Genomic DNA, 15,681 nt, shown 5'->3' on the forward strand with positions numbered 1-15,681 from the left:
GCGAGGCCGTGGCACAACCGATATCCCCGCCGCCGAACGGGCGCGTCCGCTCGCAGCGCGACTGGACGGCGCGGACCCGCGACACGGCGATGAACGCGCTGCGCTATTCGCGCTTCGTGGTGGTGATGAAGCGGGTGCTGCCGATCGCCGCCGGGCTGCTGATCGCCGCCGTGATCGCCTATTCGCTGATGCCGCGCCAGTCGGAGAAGATGTCGCTGGCGACCGAGAACTGGACCATCATCAACAACGATCTGACGATGACCAAGCCGCGCCTGACCGGCACCGACCGCAAGGGCAATCCCTTCGTCATCACCGCCGACGCGGCGGTGCAGGACCCGTCGGATGTCCGCCGCGCGACGCTCAAGACCGTGCAGGCCGACATGACCATCGACAAGACCCGCTGGCTGAACGCCACCGCGGCCAAGGGCTATATCGACATGGACAAGGGCGCGCTGGCGCTGGGCGGCGGCATCGCCGTGTTCTCCGACGACGGATACGAGATCCACACCGAACGGGTCGATATCGACCTCAAGAAGGGCCTGTTCCACGGCCCGGTCGCGGTGAACGGGCAGGGGCCGATGGGCACGTTCCGCGCCGATACTTTCGACGTCGACCGCAACAGCGGCGAGATCCAGCTACACGGGCATGTCCACATGACCATCCAGCCGCCGGCCTCCCGCAAGTGAGGCGCGCGCTCCTTCTTTGCCTGCTGCTTGGCGCCGGTCCCGCGCTGGCCGATCCCGCGGCGGCCATCCACCACAATTCCAGCGAGCCGATCGACGTGTCGGCCGATAATTTCGTCGCCGAGAAGGCGCCCGTGAAATCGGGCCCCGGCGTCATCAACGGCACCTATACCGGCAACGTCGTCATCCACCAGGGCGACATGCGGCTGCGCGCCGACACGGTGCGCATCCTCATCGTCGACGGCCATGCCGACCGGGCATTCGCCAACGGCCATATCGTCATCGACTCGCCGAACTCCGGAACCGCGACCGGCGATTCCGGCGTCTACGAGGTCGGTCCGCGCATCGCGACCCTGACCGGCCATGTCGTGCTGACCAAGGAGAAGAACGTGATGCGCGGCCAGCAGCTCACGGTGAACCTCGTCACCGGCGTCGCCAAGCTCGGCGGCGGCGTCGCCGGCACGCATGGCGGCCGCGTTCAGGGAATTTTCACGCCTCCGCCGCAGACCGGCGGCAAATGACGGCTTCATCCTTCCTTAAAGACGAATAGGCATGGTTCTTGCCGGAAACTGTGAACGCAAAGATGAGCATCAGCGACAGCCTCTCCGAAACATCCGCCCGCCCTCGCGTGATCGAAGGCGGCAAGGGGCTCGTCGCCACGCGCATCGCCAAGGCCTATAACCGCCGCCCCGTCGTCCGCTCGGTGAGCCTCACCTTGAAGCGCGGCGAAGTGGTGGGCCTGCTCGGCCCCAACGGCGCCGGCAAGACGACCTGCTTCTACATGATCTCCGGCCTCGTTCCGGCCGATGCCGGCACCATCGAGGTCGACGGCGTCGACGTCACCCGCATGCCGATGTACCGCCGCGCCCGGCTCGGCATCGGCTATCTGCCGCAGGAGGCGTCGATCTTCCGCGGCCTCACCGCCGAAGAGAACATCCGCGCCACCGCCGAATTGATCGAGCCCGATCCCAACCGCCTCAACGCCATGGTCGAGGAATTGCTCGCCGAGTTCGGCATCGGCCATGTCCGCCAGACCCCGGCCATCGCGCTGTCGGGCGGCGAGCGCCGCCGCGTCGAGATCGCCCGCGCGCTGGCGACCCATCCGTCCTACATCCTGCTCGACGAGCCGCTCGCGGGCATCGATCCCATCGCCGTTGCGGAAATCCGCGACCTCGTGGTCCATCTGAAGGACCGCGGCATCGGCGTGCTGATCACCGACCACAATGTGCGCGACGCGCTCGACATCATCGACCGCGCCTACATCCTGCATGACGGCCAGGTCATGAAAGAGGGCACGCCGGCCGAGATCGTCGCCGACCGCGACGTGCGGCGCGTCTATCTGGGCGAGAGGTTCTCGCTATAGCCATGGGCACCGGGGCGGCGACATGGCGGGCGTAGGACAAAGGCTGGAGATCCGGCAGGGCCAGGGCCTTGTCATGACCCCGCAATTGCAGCAGGCGATCAAGCTGCTGCAATTGTCGAATGTCGAGCTCGCCGAATATTGCGAGCAGGAGCTCGAGCGCAATCCCCTGCTCGAACGCGACGACGGGGCGCTGGCCGGCGAGCCGGAGCGCGAATTCGTCGAGGCGCCGGCGAAATCCGAGGCGCTCGACGCCGCGCTAGCGCGCGAGGATTTCTCCAAGGTCGCCGACCTCGATCCCGCCAGCCACGACAACATGTACGACGCCGAGCCGCCGCAACCGGCCGGCCCGCGCGAAAACGCCCAGCTCACCGACTGGAGCACCGTCAAGTCCGGCAACAGTTTCGAGGGCGACGAAGATCTTCTGGAATCCACCCTGGCCGACGGCGGCACGCTCAAGGACCATCTGCTCGACCAGGTCGGCATCGCCGCGCTCTCCGCCGAGAAGCGGCTGATCTGCCTGACGCTGATCGATTCGATCGACGAGGCCGGCTATCTGCGCGCCGACATCGCCGACATCGCCGAGCGCATGGGCGCCGATCTCGCGATGGTGAAGGACGTGCTGACGACGCTGCAGGGCTTCGATCCGGTCGGGGTCGGCGCGCGCGATCTCGCCGAATGCCTCGCGCTCCAACTCAAATCCCAGAACCGCTACGATCCCGCCATCGCCGCGCTCCTGACGCGGCTCGACCTCGTCGCCCGCCGCGACCTCTCCGCGCTGTCGCAGCTTTGCGGCGTCGACACCGACGACGTCGCCGACATGATCGCCGAGATCCGCGGCCTGACCCCCAAGCCCGGCCTCGCCTTCGGCAGCGAGCCGGTACAGCCGGTCGTGCCCGACGTCTTCGTGCGCGTCGGCGCCGATGGCGGCTGGGCGATCGAGCTCAACTCCGACACGCTGCCGCGCCTCCTGGTCAACGCCCGTTACTTCGCCAAGGTCTCCAAGGGCGCCCGCGACAAGGATTCGAAGAACTACCTCACCGAGTGCCTCAACAACGCCAACTGGCTGGTCAAGAGCCTGGACCAGCGCGCCCGCACCATCCTGAAGGTCTCCACCGAGATCGTGCGCCAGCAGGACGGCTTCCTGACCTATGGCGTGCGCCACCTGCGCCCCTTGAACCTGCGCACCATCGCCGACGCCATCGGCATGCACGAATCCACCGTCAGCCGCGTCACCTCGAACAAGTACATCTCCACGCCGCGCGGGCTGTTCGAGCTGAAATACTTCTTCACCGCCTCGATCCAGTCGATCAACGGCGCCGAGGCGCACTCCGCCGAAGCGGTGCGCGACCGCATCCGCGAGATGATCCAGAACGAGCAGCCCATCGAGATCCTCTCCGACGACCGCATCGTCTCGCTGCTCACCGCCGACGGCGTGAACATCGCGCGCCGCACCGTCGCCAAATACCGCGAGGCCATGCGCATCCCCTCCTCGGTGGAGCGCCGCCGCCTCAAGGGCGCGCAGGAACCGCAAGCCTCGGCATTTCGCTAGGGTTCGGCACGGAACTATCCGGAACGTCCCTTCGCGACTCACGTTACGACAAGGTTAGGAAGCGTCAGCACAATTCGACGTTCGGAGATTTTGGGCCCGTTTGCCGGATCCGACGCTCAACTTCGTTGAAAGTTGCCGGATCCGGCCTTCGGCGGTGCGTTGCCGGCCTCGCGGGAATGCACGCGGCCTCTTGGAGGCCGTGGCGTCTCGCATTACCTGGAGGGCCGGACGTGATCGTTACGACATCGACCCCGGATCAATCGCCGGTTGCGGCGCCGCGCACCGATGCCACAACCAAGACGATGGACAAATTGCTGCGGCAGCAGGCGGCCCTGGCCGAGTTCGGCAGCTTCGCCTTCGGCGAGGCCGACCTGCAGAAGATATTGAAGCAGGCGGCCCGCATCTGCGCCGCCAGTCTGGACGTGCCGTTCGCCAAGGTCTGCCGCTACCGCGCGGACAAGAACGATCTTCTGGTCGTGGCGGGTTGCGGCTGGCATACGGGCGTGGTCGGCCATGTCGTTTCGGCGGCCGACGAAAGCTCGACGCAGGGCCGCGCCTTCGTCACCGGCGAGCCGGTGATCCTCAAGGACATCGCGAAGGGCACGGGCTACAAGCTTGCGCCGTTCTACGCGGAACACGGCATCGTCTCGACCGTCGATGTCCTGATCAAGGGCCGGGGCGGGCCCTGGGGCGTGCTGGAGGTCGACAGCGCGACCGCGCGCAAATTCGACCGCTACGACATCGTGTTCCTGACCGGTTTCGCCAACGTCCTCGCCGAAGCCGCCGCCACCGCCGAACACATCGTGAGTCTGCGGGCCGTGGTCCAGCAGACCCAGTCGCTTCTCGCGCAGAAGGAGAAGCTGCTCGCCGAGCGTCGGATATCGGAACGCGCCCTGCGCGATCTGCAGGCGGAGCTCCTGAGGGTTGCCCGGCTGAACATGATGGGCCAGATGACGGCGGCCATCGCGCACGAACTCAACCAGCCCCTGTCGGCGATCGCGAACTATATCGCGGCCGCCAAGCGCACGCTCAAATCCGCCGAGCCCGACGGGATGGCCGGCCTGCCGGACATCATCGGCAAGGCGGCCGAGCAGACCCGGCGCGCCGGCGAAATCATCAAGAACCTGCGCAAGTTCGTCGAGAAGCGCGAGAGCGCCCGCTCCTCGCAGGACCTCGCAGATGTCGTGAAGCGGTCCTTGTCGCTCGCGACCTACAGCGCCCTCGACGAAAAGGTCGAGGTGACGCTGAAGCTCGAGGCGAATCTGCCGCCGGTGGCGATCGACGCGGTGCAGGTCCAGCAGGTCCTCACCAATCTCATCTGCAACAGCGTCGAGGCCATGCGTCCTCTCGACAAGCGCGAATTGCTGATCGTGACCGAGCGCGGCGACGCGGGCTTCGCCAACGTCATCGTGCAGGACACCGGCCCCGGCCTGCCGATCCGGGTGCGCGAGAATCTGTTCCAGCCCTTCGTGACGACGAAAGACGCCGGCATGGGCCTGGGGCTCAACATCTGCGAGGTCCTGGTCAACGCGAATGGCGGGCGCATATCGCTGGTCGAGGGGCTGAAGGAAGGCACCGGCTTCCGCGTCAGCCTGCCGCTCGCGCGCGCCGCCTGAGCCGTTCCGCGCGAAGAATCGCGGCCTTCCCGACATCGTTAATTGCAGAATTGACATTGGGAAAAGCTGGGCCTACACACCCGCGCCCTTTCGCGTTGGGCGCATGTCTTGAAAGCGGAACATTTGTGACGCAAACAGTGTCTGGGCCAGCACAGAAGAAGGCCATGCGGGTACGGGTTTCAGGCAAGCAGGTCCAGATCGGCGAGACGCTTCCGGCCGGGGTCCGGGCGCGCCTCGAAGAGACGGTGGCCAAGCATTTCGACGGCGGCGCCGACGCCAATGTCGTGTTCTCCCACACCGGTCCGTTCTACCGCGTCGACTGCACGCTGCATCTGGACTCCAAGACGATCATAAAATCGGAAGGCGAGGGAGCCGACGCGCATCGGGCATTCGACACGGCGTTTCTCCACATCGAGGCCCAGCTTCGTCGATACAAGCGCAAGCTCAAGAACCATCACCCCAAGGCCCGCGCGCGCGCAAGCGCCGCGAGCTGACGGCATCGAAAAGGTCGCTCATGAAGATCTCCGATCTGCTCCAGCCTTCCGGCGTGGTCGCGACGCTCAAGGTTCACGGCAAGAAGCAGCTCCTGCAGGAGCTCGCGGCGCGCGCCGCCACGCTGGTGCGCCAGCCCGAGCGCAAGATCTTCGAGACGCTGATGGAGCGCGAGCGCCTCGGCACCACCGGGGTGGGGCAGGGCATCGCGATCCCGCACGGCCGTCTCGCCGATCTCAAGGACATCGTCGGCGTGTTCGCGCGGCTGGAATCGCCGATCGACTACGACGCGGTGGACAACCAGCCGTCGATCTCGTCTTCATGCTGCTGGCGCCCGAAGGCGCCGGCGCCGATCACCTGAAGGCGCTGGCCCGCGTCTCGCGCCTGTTGCGCAACCAGCAGGCCACCGAGAAGTTGCGCGCCGCCAAGACCGCCGAGGCGCTCTACGCCATCCTCACCGAGCCGACCGGCGCCAGCGGCCAGCAGGCGGCCTGACCGTCACGGGCCCGCGCCGCGCGGCTTCAAGCCGACGCGTTCCAGGCGCTTGTCCAATCCGCGCAGCATCGCCGTCAGGTGATCGGGCGAGCGCGGTGACGCGCCAGGGCCGGTGGCGCGTCGCCGGCATCACGATCTGCAGATCGACCTCGCACGGGCACTGTTCCACCAGGACCGGTTCGAGCAATCCCTTTTCGATGTCCTCCACCACGTCCCAGGCGGATTTCAGGATCACGCCCTTGCCCTCGATCGCCCAGCGCCGCAGCAGGTCGCCGTCATTCGCGTCGCGGTCGCCGAACACCTTGCGCGTCGTCACCGCGCCGTCGCCGAGGAACGGCCAGTCGTCGAACCGCCTGCCGTTGCGCGCAGGGACCATGCAGTTCATCCGCAACAGGTCGGCCGGATGGCTCGGCCGCCCGACGCGGTCGAGATAGCTTGGCGCCGCGACCGGAGGCGCCGGTTGGTGGAGATGCGCCGCAGATGCAGCAGGCTGTCCGGCAGCCTTCCATACCGCACGGCGATGTCGATGCCCGCCTCGTTCAGGTCGAGCGTCGTGTCCGACAGCACCAGGCTGGTCGTCACGCCCGGATGGGCCGCCATGAACCGGTCGAGCGCCGGCGCCACGTAATTGCGGCCCATGTCCCAGGGCGCGGTGACGCGCACCAGGCCCTTCAGGCTGCCGCGCTCATGGACGAATTCCTGCTGCAGGTCGTCGACATCGGTCAGCACACGGCGGGGCGGTCTCCAGGAAGCGCTCGCCCGGCTCGGTCAGTTGCAGCCGCCCGCGTGGTGCGCCGCAGCAGATTGGTCTCCAGCGCCTTCTCCAGCGCGGTCAGGCGCAGCGAGACCGCGCCCGGCGTCAGCGCCAGCGCCTTGGCGGCGGCCGTCAGCGAGCCGCGCTCCACGATGGCCACGAACAGCCGCAAATCGTCCAGTCGGTCGATCATTATTGAGCACGGCTAATCAGTCTCTTGATGTTTACGCCCTTTTTCGAGAACCGCACAGGGGCGAGGTCTAGGGCGAACCCAAAGCGGAAACCGCCTATGCCATCGCTCCTGTCCCAGCCGCTCGACCTGCCCAACGGCTCGACCTTGCCCAACCGGATCGCCAAGGCGGCGATGAGCGAGGGCCTGGCCGATGCCGACAACCATTCCACCCCCCGCCTCGAAACCCTCTATCGGCGCTGGGCGTCGTCCGGCGCGGGACTTCTTTTCTCCGGCAATATCCAGGTCGACCGTTTCCACCTCGAACGGCCGCTGAACGTCGTCGCCGACGACGAGAGCGGCATGGCCGCGCTGAAAAGACTCGCCGCGGCCGGAACGTCGGGCGGCGCGCAGTTCTGGGCCCAGCTCGGCCACACCGGCCGCCAGGTCCACAGCGCCATCAACCCCGAGCCGCTCGCCCCTTCGGATGTCGAGATCGATGTCGTCCGCGGCGCGGGATTCTCCTTCGCCCGGCCGCGCGCCATGACCGAGGCCGAGATCCGCCACGCCATCGGCCAGTTCGCCTACGCCGCGCGCCAGATCCGCGCCGCCGGCTTCACCGGCGTCGCGCTGCATGCCGCGCATGGCTATCTCATCTCCCAGTTCCTCAGCCCGCTCGCCAACCGCCGCACCGACCGCTGGGGTGGCACGTTGGAGAATCGCGCGCGCTTCCTGCTCGAAACCATCGCCGCGGTGCGCGACGCCGTCGGCCCGGACTTTCCCCTCGGGATCAAGCTCAACGCCCTCGGATTTCCAGCGCGGCGGCTTCACCAATGCGGAATGCCTGCAACTGGTCGAATGGCTGAACGGCTCCACGCTCGACCTGCTGGAATTGTCGGGCGGCTCGCTCGAACAGCCCAAGATCGTCGGTGTGTCGCTGAAGGACGAAGGCGTCGACGCAAGGCGCGAAAGCACGATCCGGCGCGAGGCCTATTTCGTCGAATTCGCCGGCGCGGTGCGCAAGGTCGCCAGGATGCCGGTCATGGTCACGGGCGGCTTCCGCACCGCGTCCCTGATGGAGGATTCCCTGAAGGCCGGCGAATTGGATGTCGTCGGGCTCGGCCGGCCGCTGATCGTCGATCCGCTCGCGCCGGCGCGCCTCTTGTCCGGCGAGATCGACCGCGCCCCGGCGGTGGAGGTGAACCTTTTCCACCTCCTGGCCTGGCACAACATGCAGCTCGAGCGCCTCGCGGATGGCCTCGACCCCGACCTGTCGATCACCGGCGAAGCGGCCGCGGCGCGTTTCGCGGTTCTCGAACAAGCCAATTTCGACGCACTCCTGGCGCGGCGCCGCGCGGCCGTGCCCGCCTGACCCGCGCCGCGCAAACGAAAGAAGCCGGCGGCCTTTCGGCCGCCGGCTTCTCCCGTTGAACCTTCTCCGCGCAGGAGGGGGGGCTAATGCACGGAGACAGGTGTCAGTTCGTTCTGCACCGCCGCGCCATAGGCGCTGTCATAGGCGTCGGTATAGCCGAGCACGCTGCCGTCCACGGCGTGCAGCACATAGAGCTTCACGCCCGGCGGAAGGGTGATCCCCGGCGGGATCAGGCCCAGCCTGTGGGCCTCTTCGTCGCCCGTGGGCTTGATGTAGGTGATGCGGCCGCCGCCGAAGGCGGGCGTGTCGTCGTCGATCTTCAGTTCATTGCTCATGATAAATCTCCTTCGCCCTTCCCATTTGTTTTGCCGGCGCGTGTCCGGATGTCGATCGTCCGTACGACGCTGTCGGCGGCTGGACGGGCAAGCTCGATCGTGAGCAACCCATTTTCCAACTCCGCACCGGAAACTTCGATCCCTTCGGCGAGCACGAAGGCGCGCTGGAATTGTCGCGCCGCGATGCCGCGGTGAAGGAACGTTTTGTCGGTGGCCTCAACCTGCTTGCCGCGGATGACCAGCTGGCGGCCCTCGACGGTGACGCCCAGTTCGTCGCGGCCGAAGCCGGCGACCGCGAGCGTGATCTTGAGCTTGTCCTCGGCCGACTGCTCGATGTTGTAGGGCGGATACCCGTCTCCGGCGCTTTTGGCGGTGCGTTCGAGCAGGCGTTCGAGATGCTCGAAACCCAGGAGAAACGGGCTATTGAAGTAAACATTCCTATTCATGTTCCAAGCCCTCCTTCAAGCGGCCTAGGGTATTCTGTCGGCCCTCGCTGGGAGCTGCCGGAATTCGTTTCTGGCCCTTATCGGCGCCAGCGTCTGCGATAGGATGTGGGGACCCCGTCCGGCAAATCAAGGGATTGAACCCTTTTCGGCCCGTGTGTATTCTATACACATGGATGCGCGAGAGGTCCTGAAGGCTTTCAAGGCCGATGGCGGGATCGAGGCGCGGTCCAAGGGCTCGCATGTGCAGCTCAAGCACCCGGCCAAGCCCGGCCTGGTCACGCTGCCGATGCACGGCTCGAAGGACATCAAGCCCGGCACGCTGGCCTCCATCGAGCGCCAGGCCGGTTGAAGTTGAGGAATAGATAGAATGGCTATCCGTCACTATCGGGCAATCGCCTATCAGTCGCCGGGAGACGGGCCCGGCGACGGATGGGACGTTGTCTTTCCGGATTTTCCGGGGCTGGTCTCGCAAGGCGATACCGCCCATGACGCGCTCGAGAACGGACGCGAGGCACTGGCGCTTCACGTCGAAGGCATGCTCGCCGAAGGACTGGAATTGCCCGCGCCTTCGCGGGTGAACGAGCGCGACCAGGATTGGGTTCTTCCCATCGTGGCGCAGCAAAATCCGCCGCCCTTGCATGCCTTGATCGGCGTCGAAATCCCCGGCGAAAGCGTGCGGATGAACATCACCATGGAAAAGGCGCTGGTCGACCGCCTTGACGCGGCCGCCAGCCGCGAAGGTGCGAGCCGGTCCGGCTTCCTCGCCCAGGCCGTCCGCGAAAAGCTCCAACGCAATCGCGAACTCACTTAGTGGCGCGCCCGACCGTCATCCTGGACGACGCGACCCCCGGCGCCGAGCGGCTGCTGCGATTTGGGGCGCCGGAGGCGATCGTTCAAGCCCGCCGGCCCGACGAGGTCGCGCCGGCCCTGGCCCGCATCGAGGCCGCGCTGGCCGCCGGCCGCCATGTCGCGGGCTGGTTCGGCTATGAGCTGGGCTATGCGCTGGAGCCGCATTTGGCCCCGCTGCGCTGGCCGGACGATGGATCGCCGCTGCTCTGGTTCGGCGTGTTCGATGCGCCGCAAGCGGTTTCCCGCGCCGATCTCGCCGCCGCCGGCCGCGCCTATGCCGGCCCGCTGCGTCACGAATGGGACGAGGCCGCCTATGAACGCCGCTTCGCCCGGGTCCATGGCTATATCGGCGCCGGCGACATCTATCAGGCCAATCTCAGCTTCCGCTCGCGCTTCGCCTTCGCCGGCGATCCGCTGGCGCTTTACCTGCGGCTGCGCGACCGCGCCCAGGCGGCGCACGGCGCCTATCTCGACGATGGCGAACGCCGCATCCTCAGCCTCTCGCCCGAGCTGTTCTTTCGAATATCGCCGCAGGGCCGCATCGCGGCGCGGCCGATGAAGGGCACCGCGCCGCGCGGCACCGACGAACTCTCCGACGCCCGCGCCAAGGCCGCGCTCGCCGCCTCGCCGAAGGATCGCGCCGAGAACCTGATGATCGTCGATCTGGTGCGCAACGACATCGGCCGCCTGGCGCTGATCGGCAGCGTCGCGGTGGAAGACCTCTTCGCCGTCGAGACCTATCCCACCCTGCACACCATGGTCTCCACCGTCACCGCGCGGCTCAAGCCTGCGACACGCGTCGAGCAGATCGTGCGCGCGCTGTTTCCCTGCGGCTCGATCACCGGCGCGCCGAAGATCCGCGCGATGCAGATCATCCGCGAACTGGAGCAAAGCCCGCGCGGCCTGTATTGCGGCGCCATCGGCCATTTCGCGCCGGACGGCTCGGCCAGCTTCAACGTCGCGATCCGCACCATCACGATCGAGGGCGGGGCAGGGCACGCTCGGCATCGGCGGCGCCGTGGTGCAGGATTCGAAGGCCGACGCCGAATATGCCGAATGCCTGCTCAAGGCGCGCTATTTCGACAGCGTCCGCGAGCCCATCGGATTGATCGAGACGCTGCGCTGGGACAAAGGCTTCGTTCGCCCGGACCGGCACCTCGCGCGCATGGCGGCGTCGGCGGCGTTCCTCTCGCTCCCGTTCGACCGCGACGCCGCGACGGCGGCGCTATCGGGCGCGGTCGCGCGGGCGCGCGAGCCGATGCGCGTGCGCCTGACGCTGGACGAGCAGGGCGGTTTCGCTTGCGCCGCGGCGCCGCTCGGGCCGGCACCGTCGCGCTGGACCTTCGCGCTGTCGCCGCATCGCGTCGCCAGCACCGACGTGCTGTTGCGCCACAAGACGACCTGGCGGGCGTTCTACGACGAGGAACCGGCACGCCTCGCGGCCGACGAAGCGCTGTTCTGCAACGAGCGCGGCGAACTCACCGAGGGCAGCCGGAGCACCATCTTCCTGCGGCGCGGCGGCGCGCTGGTCACGCCGCCGCTCTCAAGCGGCCTGCTGGACGGCGTCTTGCGCCGCGAACTGATCGAGCAGGGGCGCTGCGCCGAGGCGGTGCTGACGCCGGACGATCTGGCGAATGCGGACGAAGTGCTGCTGGGGCAATTCCCTGCGCGGCCTGATCCGCGCCGAGCCGGCCGTGCTGGCGCGGGCCACGGGCTGAGCGATGCCGGCTTGACTGACGCATATCCTGCTGGTTATGTATTAATCGATAGCCAGCGAGTTATTGATCGAGAATGCCGCACGTCCACGACATGCTCTTTCGAACGCTCGCCGACCCGACCCGGCGGGCGATCTTCGAGCGGCTGTGCCGCGAAGGCGAGAAGACCGTCGGGGCCCTGACGGCGCGCGCCGGGGTCTCGCAGCCGGCGGTCTCCAAGCATCTGGGCATCCTGAAGCAGGCCGGGCTGGTGCGCGACCGCCACGAAGGCCGCCAGACGCATTACAGCGCGCAGCTCCGCGCGCTGGCCCCGCTGATCGACTGGACGAGCCGCATGACCGGCTTCTGGCAAGGCCGGTTCGACAAACTCGAAGATCTTCTCAAGAGGATGGACCAATGAGCGACCCCGCGAGCGAAACGCGTTCCGTGACCGTCGAACGCGAATTCCCCTTTCCGCCGGAAAAGCTGTGGCGCGCGCTCACGCAGCCGCACCTGGTCGCGGAGTGGCTCATGCAGAACGACTTCGAGCCCGTCGTCGGCCACCGCTGCAATTTTCGCGCGGACTGGGGCATCGTCGATTGCGAGGTCCTGGTGGTTCGAGCCGAACAGGACACTGTCCTACACCTGGGCGGCGATGGGGCTCGATAGCGTCATCGTCTGGACTCTGACGCCGACGGGCACGGGAACCCATCTGCGCATGGTGCAGTCGGGCTTCCGGCCGGATCAGAACCGCGCCTATCAGGGCGCCACGTTCGGCTGGCAGAGATTCTTCGCGAATCTGGAACAGGTCGTGGCGCGGCCGTGACGACCGGAAAGAAAAGCGCTTCGAAGGGCGCTGGCGGCGAAGCCTCGCGGCTGATCGACGCGAAGATCGCGCAACTGGGCGACTGGCGCGGCGAGATGCTCGCCCGCCTGCGCGCCCTGGTCAGGCAGGCCGATCCCGAAATCGTCGAGGAATGGAAATGGCGAGGGGTGCCGGTGTGGTCGCATGACGGGATCGTCAGCACGGCGAGACCTACAAGAGCGTCGTGAAGATGACCTTCGCCCGGGGCGCCGCGTTGGCGGATCCTTCGGGCCTCTTCAACGCCAGCCTCGAAGGCAAGGCGAGACGCGCGATCGATTTTCGCGAGGGCGACAAGATCGATGCGCGCGCCCTGAAGGACCTCGTCCGCGCCGCCGTCGCTCTCAATCGGAGCAAGTCGAAGAAGAAGGCGCCGGCCGGCGCGAAAAAAACCGGGGAACGCGCCTAGCTTTCCAGCGCCGCGAGCTCGCACAAAAGGACGAGGGTTTCCGGCAACACCCAGCCTTTGACTTCCGCGAGCCGGCTCTCCGCGAGATCCGCGTTCACCGCGACGGCCAGCGCGCGCCGGTCCAGCCGCTGCTGCACCTCCTTCGCCAGCCTCGCGGCGGCGACCGGCGCGCCTTGCGCGCGCGCCGCCGCACCGACCTTCACTGCCGCGTCGCGGTCGACCAGCTGCGCGAACAGATCGTCATAGGGCGTCTTGCGGTAATGGCGCCCGAACAGCCGCGGCACGGTGATGCCGAGCGCCGCGAGGCCCAGCGCCGCGGCGATGCCGCCGCCGACCGTCACCGCCCGCCGGCTGTATCCCTTCTGGCTCATACGATCACCCCGCGCAGGTGCTGCGCCAGCCGCAGCGTCAGGGCGACGAGATTGAGCGTCGGGTTGGACGCGCTATAGGTCGGAAACACGCCGCTGCCCGATACGAACAGATTGGCGATGCCGTGCACTTTCAGATTGGCGTCGACCACGCCCTGGGCCGGATCGGCGTGCATCCGCGTGGTGCCCAGGTGATGGTCGCCCCAGTCGAGCGCGCTTTCCCATTCCGCCCGCGTGTCGTAGTTGAGCCGGATCATGCCGCTGCCGGCGCCGAGCAATTGCCGGCCAGCTCCTTCATCGTGTCGCGATAGCGCCTGAAATCCGCGTCGGCGACGCGATTGGTCAGCTTGAGCCGCGGCATGCCGAGTGCGTCGCGGTCATGCGTCAGCGTCAGCCGCCGCTCCGGATCGGGCTGAAGCTCCAGGCCGCAGCCGAGGGAAAACGCCTTGGCGTTGCTCGCTTCCGCGCCGACCGCCAGCGCCGCCGTCACGATCGCGGCCTTGTCCAGCTCGTTCAGCTCGATTGGATTCTCCACCGTCGACAGCGATCCGGTCACTTGGCGCGCGCGCTTGAAGTCTTCCGTCGGCGCCAGCGTGGCGCGCAGGATGGCGCCCGCCGCCTGCGTGCCGTTGAAGTAATAACCCGGCAGGTCGCCCGCGAAGTTCACGAGGGTCGCGGGTCGCGCGGGATCGGATGGTCGGCGAAGAAGCGTCCGACGAGGTCGTGCTGGTTGCCGACGCCGGCCGCCGCGACCGCGTTCGACGCCAGCATCAGCCGCGCGTTCTCGATCGCGCCCAGCGCCAGCACCGTCACTTTCGGCCGGACCTTGAATCGGTGTCCGCCGCCCAGCGTGGCGACGTCGAAGCCGTCGAGCGCGGCGGCGTTCGCCGTCAGGTTCAAGGCGGTCGCGTTGGCGTGCAGGAAGACCTTCAGATTGGGAATGCGCTTGAGGTCCTCGCCATAGCGCTCGCCGAAATGGGTCGGCAGGATGCCGTCGCGGGTCTTGGAGAACTGGAACCAGCTCGTGTAGACGCCGCCATCCGCCAGCTTCATCGGCGGCGCCAGCTCCGCTGCCGCGCCCGCCGCGCCGTCATAGACCCACGACCCCAATTCGCACAGCGCCTGGGCGCGCTTGAAATGCGGCTTCAGTTCGCCGATGCCGAACGGCCAGCCGGAATAGGGCAGCCAGGACCGCTTCTCGAAATCGATCGGATCGAGCGGCCGGCTCCAACCGCCCCAGTGATTGGTGCTCCCGCCCAGATAGCGCATGCGCGAGGCGTCCCAGCGGCAGATAGGTCACGCCGCTGGTGGTGCCGGCGTACAGCGCCTGGGTGGCGCTGTCGAAATTAAGTCCGCCGCTTTCGAACAGCATCGTGCGGATGGGCGTATGGGCCAGCGCCAGCGCGAGGGTGATGCCCGCCGGACCGCCGCCGATGATGGCGAGGTCGGGTTCCTGAATGGTGCCCGCGGGAACGGTCCTGGCGTCGATGAAGGCGTTCAAGGAAGACGGGCTCTTGCGGCGGGGCGGAGTGACGCTAGACGTGCGGTGCGGCCGCTGTCTTGTCGGAAATGTCGCGCCGCCGCAAGACGCGCCGCGAAACGCTTTGTTTTCAGGCCTCCGGCGCAAGCCGCCGCTCCCCATCAGCGACCGGTGCATGAAAATGCCGCAACGCATAAAAAGCTTGCCTGTCGGGCAGATTGCCGGGAAAGTTTGGTTACGGGGACGGTGTTGCTTTGGCCTCCGGGGGATTTGCCATGCGATTGCGCTGCGTTTTGGCGCTTGCTCTGCTGTTGGCGGGCTGTACCCACACGGACTGGTCCAGGACCGGCACCGGCGCGCTGGGCTCGTCTTCCGATGCCGACCCGGCCGCGATGCCCGCGACGAATGTCTCCTCCAGGATCGATCGCGATTGCCGGGAGACGGCCAAGGCCCGCGCGAGCGATGCGGAGCTGCAGGGCTTCGATCCCGCCATCCAGCAATCGGTCCTCGACAAGACCTACGCCGATTGCCTGTCCTGGTCGCGCCGGACGCAATAGAGGGCGAGCCAAGCGCGATCGAACCGCTGACGTCCGCACGCCATGGTCGAGAGCATATAAAAAATTACGCCACCTACTCCCATGGCTGGCTTCGGCGGGAGGCAGACAGACTGACTCTCATGTAGCGGCTGCCGACTTCGCTCGGTAGCCGATGGCTGTTGCAAACCTGTAATCAACCTGTGCCATGG

General features: G+C 67.2%; 26 protein-coding genes and 1 pseudogene. 17 read left to right on the top strand and 10 right to left on the bottom strand.

Going from position 1 to position 15,681, the window contains the following annotated elements:
• Nucleotides 1–8 precede the first annotated feature (8 nt).
• The 7 genes and pseudogenes from lptC (at nt 9) to ptsN (ending at nt 6,198) form a co-directional block, all read left to right on the top strand.
• Nucleotides 9–686, top strand: a complete 678-nt coding sequence (gene lptC / locus WDM86_04225) for an LPS export ABC transporter periplasmic protein LptC (GenBank protein MEI9989225.1) — start codon at nt 9–11, stop codon at nt 684–686.
• Entirely contained in the window at nt 683–1,204 is a 522-nt protein-coding gene (locus tag WDM86_04230) for an LptA/OstA family protein (protein ID MEI9989226.1), read from the top strand. Before lptC ends, WDM86_04230 begins: the two co-directional genes overlap by 4 nt.
• A 62-nt stretch (nt 1,205–1,266) precedes the next feature.
• Nucleotides 1,267–2,046 carry an LPS export ABC transporter ATP-binding protein gene (lptB, locus tag WDM86_04235; GenBank protein ID MEI9989227.1) on the top strand — a complete coding sequence of 260 codons (780 nt, stop codon included), beginning with the start codon at nt 1,267–1,269 and terminating at the stop codon, nt 2,044–2,046.
• Nucleotides 2,047–2,068: 22 nt separating this feature from the next.
• Nucleotides 2,069–3,595 carry an RNA polymerase factor sigma-54 gene (rpoN, locus tag WDM86_04240; GenBank protein MEI9989228.1) on the top strand — a complete coding sequence of 509 codons (1,527 nt, stop codon included), beginning with the start codon at nt 2,069–2,071 and terminating at the stop codon, nt 3,593–3,595.
• Between the two features lie 230 nt (nt 3,596–3,825).
• The gene (locus WDM86_04245) at nt 3,826–5,211 is read left to right on the top strand and encodes an ATP-binding protein (GenBank protein ID MEI9989229.1); all 1,386 of its coding nucleotides are present in this window, start codon (nt 3,826–3,828) and stop codon (nt 5,209–5,211) included.
• 164 nt (nt 5,212–5,375) lie between these two features.
• Complete coding sequence (raiA, locus tag WDM86_04250; protein MEI9989230.1) at nt 5,376–5,705, top strand: ribosome-associated translation inhibitor RaiA; 330 nt, start codon at nt 5,376–5,378, stop codon at nt 5,703–5,705.
• Nucleotides 5,706–5,725: 20 nt separating this feature from the next.
• Nucleotides 5,726–6,198 (top strand): annotated as a pseudogene (gene ptsN, locus WDM86_04255) (PTS IIA-like nitrogen regulatory protein PtsN).
• On the opposite strand, the gene WDM86_04260 reads toward ptsN, so the two are convergent.
• Genes WDM86_04260 through WDM86_04275 form a run of 4 tightly spaced genes read right to left on the bottom strand, consistent with a single transcriptional unit; the run spans nt 6,158 to nt 7,997 of the window.
• Nucleotides 6,158–6,589, bottom strand: coding sequence for a hypothetical protein (locus WDM86_04260; protein ID MEI9989231.1), 432 nt, complete (start codon nt 6,587–6,589; stop codon nt 6,158–6,160). The pseudogene ptsN and the gene WDM86_04260 overlap by 41 nt on opposite strands.
• Nucleotides 6,580–6,927 carry a LysR substrate-binding domain-containing protein gene (locus WDM86_04265; GenBank protein ID MEI9989232.1) on the bottom strand — a complete coding sequence of 116 codons (348 nt, stop codon included), beginning with the start codon at nt 6,925–6,927 and terminating at the stop codon, nt 6,580–6,582. Before WDM86_04265 ends, WDM86_04260 begins: the two co-directional genes overlap by 10 nt.
• Nucleotides 6,921–7,145, bottom strand: a complete 225-nt coding sequence (locus WDM86_04270; protein MEI9989233.1) for a LysR family transcriptional regulator — start codon at nt 7,143–7,145, stop codon at nt 6,921–6,923. Before WDM86_04270 ends, WDM86_04265 begins: the two co-directional genes overlap by 7 nt.
• Nucleotides 7,146–7,157: 12 nt before the next feature.
• Entirely contained in the window at nt 7,158–7,997 is an 840-nt protein-coding gene (locus WDM86_04275) for a hypothetical protein (GenBank protein MEI9989234.1), read from the bottom strand.
• Between the two features lie 16 nt (nt 7,998–8,013).
• On the opposite strand from WDM86_04275, the gene WDM86_04280 reads away from it, so the two are divergent.
• On the top strand, nt 8,014–8,493 hold the full coding sequence (locus tag WDM86_04280; GenBank protein ID MEI9989235.1) for a hypothetical protein: 480 nt from the start codon (nt 8,014–8,016) through the stop codon (nt 8,491–8,493).
• An 83-nt stretch (nt 8,494–8,576) separates the two neighbouring features.
• Here the strand turns inward: WDM86_04280 and WDM86_04285 are convergent, their stop codons facing one another.
• Together WDM86_04285 and WDM86_04290 are read right to left on the bottom strand one after the other, a co-directional pair.
• Complete coding sequence (locus tag WDM86_04285) at nt 8,577–8,828, bottom strand: DUF1150 family protein (protein ID MEI9989236.1); 252 nt, start codon at nt 8,826–8,828, stop codon at nt 8,577–8,579.
• On the bottom strand, nt 8,825–9,274 hold the full coding sequence (locus WDM86_04290; GenBank protein ID MEI9989237.1) for an Hsp20 family protein: 450 nt from the start codon (nt 9,272–9,274) through the stop codon (nt 8,825–8,827). The genes WDM86_04285 and WDM86_04290 overlap by 4 nt, the downstream gene beginning before the upstream one ends.
• 169 nt (nt 9,275–9,443) lie before the next feature.
• Here WDM86_04290 and WDM86_04295 point away from each other — a divergent pair, with 169 nt between their 5' ends.
• From WDM86_04295 to WDM86_04330, 8 genes are all read left to right on the top strand, one after another.
• Complete coding sequence (locus tag WDM86_04295; GenBank protein MEI9989238.1) at nt 9,444–9,623, top strand: type II toxin-antitoxin system HicA family toxin; 180 nt, start codon at nt 9,444–9,446, stop codon at nt 9,621–9,623.
• Nucleotides 9,624–9,641: 18 nt separating this feature from the next.
• Nucleotides 9,642–10,085, top strand: coding sequence for a type II toxin-antitoxin system HicB family antitoxin (locus WDM86_04300; GenBank protein ID MEI9989239.1), 444 nt, complete (start codon nt 9,642–9,644; stop codon nt 10,083–10,085).
• A complete protein-coding gene (gene pabB / locus WDM86_04305; protein ID MEI9989240.1) occupies nt 10,085–11,800 on the top strand; it encodes an aminodeoxychorismate synthase component I in 1,716 nt (571 codons plus the stop codon). The genes WDM86_04300 and pabB overlap by 1 nt, the downstream gene beginning before the upstream one ends.
• A gap of 132 nt (nt 11,801–11,932) precedes the next feature.
• Complete coding sequence (locus WDM86_04310) at nt 11,933–12,238, top strand: metalloregulator ArsR/SmtB family transcription factor (GenBank protein MEI9989241.1); 306 nt, start codon at nt 11,933–11,935, stop codon at nt 12,236–12,238.
• Entirely contained in the window at nt 12,235–12,486 is a 252-nt protein-coding gene (locus WDM86_04315) for an SRPBCC domain-containing protein (GenBank protein MEI9989242.1), read from the top strand. Before WDM86_04310 ends, WDM86_04315 begins: the two co-directional genes overlap by 4 nt.
• Nucleotides 12,473–12,643, top strand: a complete 171-nt coding sequence (locus WDM86_04320) for an SRPBCC domain-containing protein (GenBank protein MEI9989243.1) — start codon at nt 12,473–12,475, stop codon at nt 12,641–12,643. The genes WDM86_04315 and WDM86_04320 overlap by 14 nt, the downstream gene beginning before the upstream one ends.
• Nucleotides 12,640–12,870 (top strand): DUF1801 domain-containing protein, encoded by a 231-nt coding sequence (locus tag WDM86_04325; protein ID MEI9989244.1) that lies wholly within the window; start codon nt 12,640–12,642, stop codon nt 12,868–12,870. Before WDM86_04320 ends, WDM86_04325 begins: the two co-directional genes overlap by 4 nt.
• Nucleotides 12,871–12,872: 2 nt before the next feature.
• Nucleotides 12,873–13,088, top strand: a complete 216-nt coding sequence (locus WDM86_04330; GenBank protein ID MEI9989245.1) for a DUF1801 domain-containing protein — start codon at nt 12,873–12,875, stop codon at nt 13,086–13,088.
• Here WDM86_04330 and WDM86_04335 read toward each other — a convergent pair.
• The 4 genes from WDM86_04335 to WDM86_04350 are packed head-to-tail and all read right to left on the bottom strand — an operon-like array spanning nt 13,085 to nt 14,725.
• Nucleotides 13,085–13,459, bottom strand: a complete 375-nt coding sequence (locus WDM86_04335; protein ID MEI9989246.1) for a hypothetical protein — start codon at nt 13,457–13,459, stop codon at nt 13,085–13,087. The genes WDM86_04330 and WDM86_04335 overlap by 4 nt on opposite strands.
• Nucleotides 13,456–13,734, bottom strand: a complete 279-nt coding sequence (locus WDM86_04340; protein ID MEI9989247.1) for a GMC oxidoreductase — start codon at nt 13,732–13,734, stop codon at nt 13,456–13,458. The genes WDM86_04335 and WDM86_04340 overlap by 4 nt, the downstream gene beginning before the upstream one ends.
• The gene (locus tag WDM86_04345; GenBank protein MEI9989248.1) at nt 13,710–14,123 is read right to left on the bottom strand and encodes a hypothetical protein; all 414 of its coding nucleotides are present in this window, start codon (nt 14,121–14,123) and stop codon (nt 13,710–13,712) included. The genes WDM86_04340 and WDM86_04345 overlap by 25 nt, the downstream gene beginning before the upstream one ends.
• Nucleotides 14,120–14,725: a hypothetical protein gene (locus WDM86_04350; protein MEI9989249.1), complete on the bottom strand. Its 606-nt coding sequence runs from the start codon at nt 14,723–14,725 to the stop codon at nt 14,120–14,122. Before WDM86_04350 ends, WDM86_04345 begins: the two co-directional genes overlap by 4 nt.
• Before the next feature lie 486 nt (nt 14,726–15,211).
• On the opposite strand from WDM86_04350, the gene WDM86_04355 reads away from it, so the two are divergent.
• Nucleotides 15,212–15,493: a hypothetical protein gene (locus WDM86_04355; GenBank protein MEI9989250.1), complete on the top strand. Its 282-nt coding sequence runs from the start codon at nt 15,212–15,214 to the stop codon at nt 15,491–15,493.
• Nucleotides 15,494–15,681 lie beyond the last annotated feature (188 nt).

Source organism: Rhizomicrobium sp., from assembly GCA_037200045.1.
Lineage (GTDB): Bacteria > Pseudomonadota > Alphaproteobacteria > Micropepsales > Micropepsaceae > Rhizomicrobium.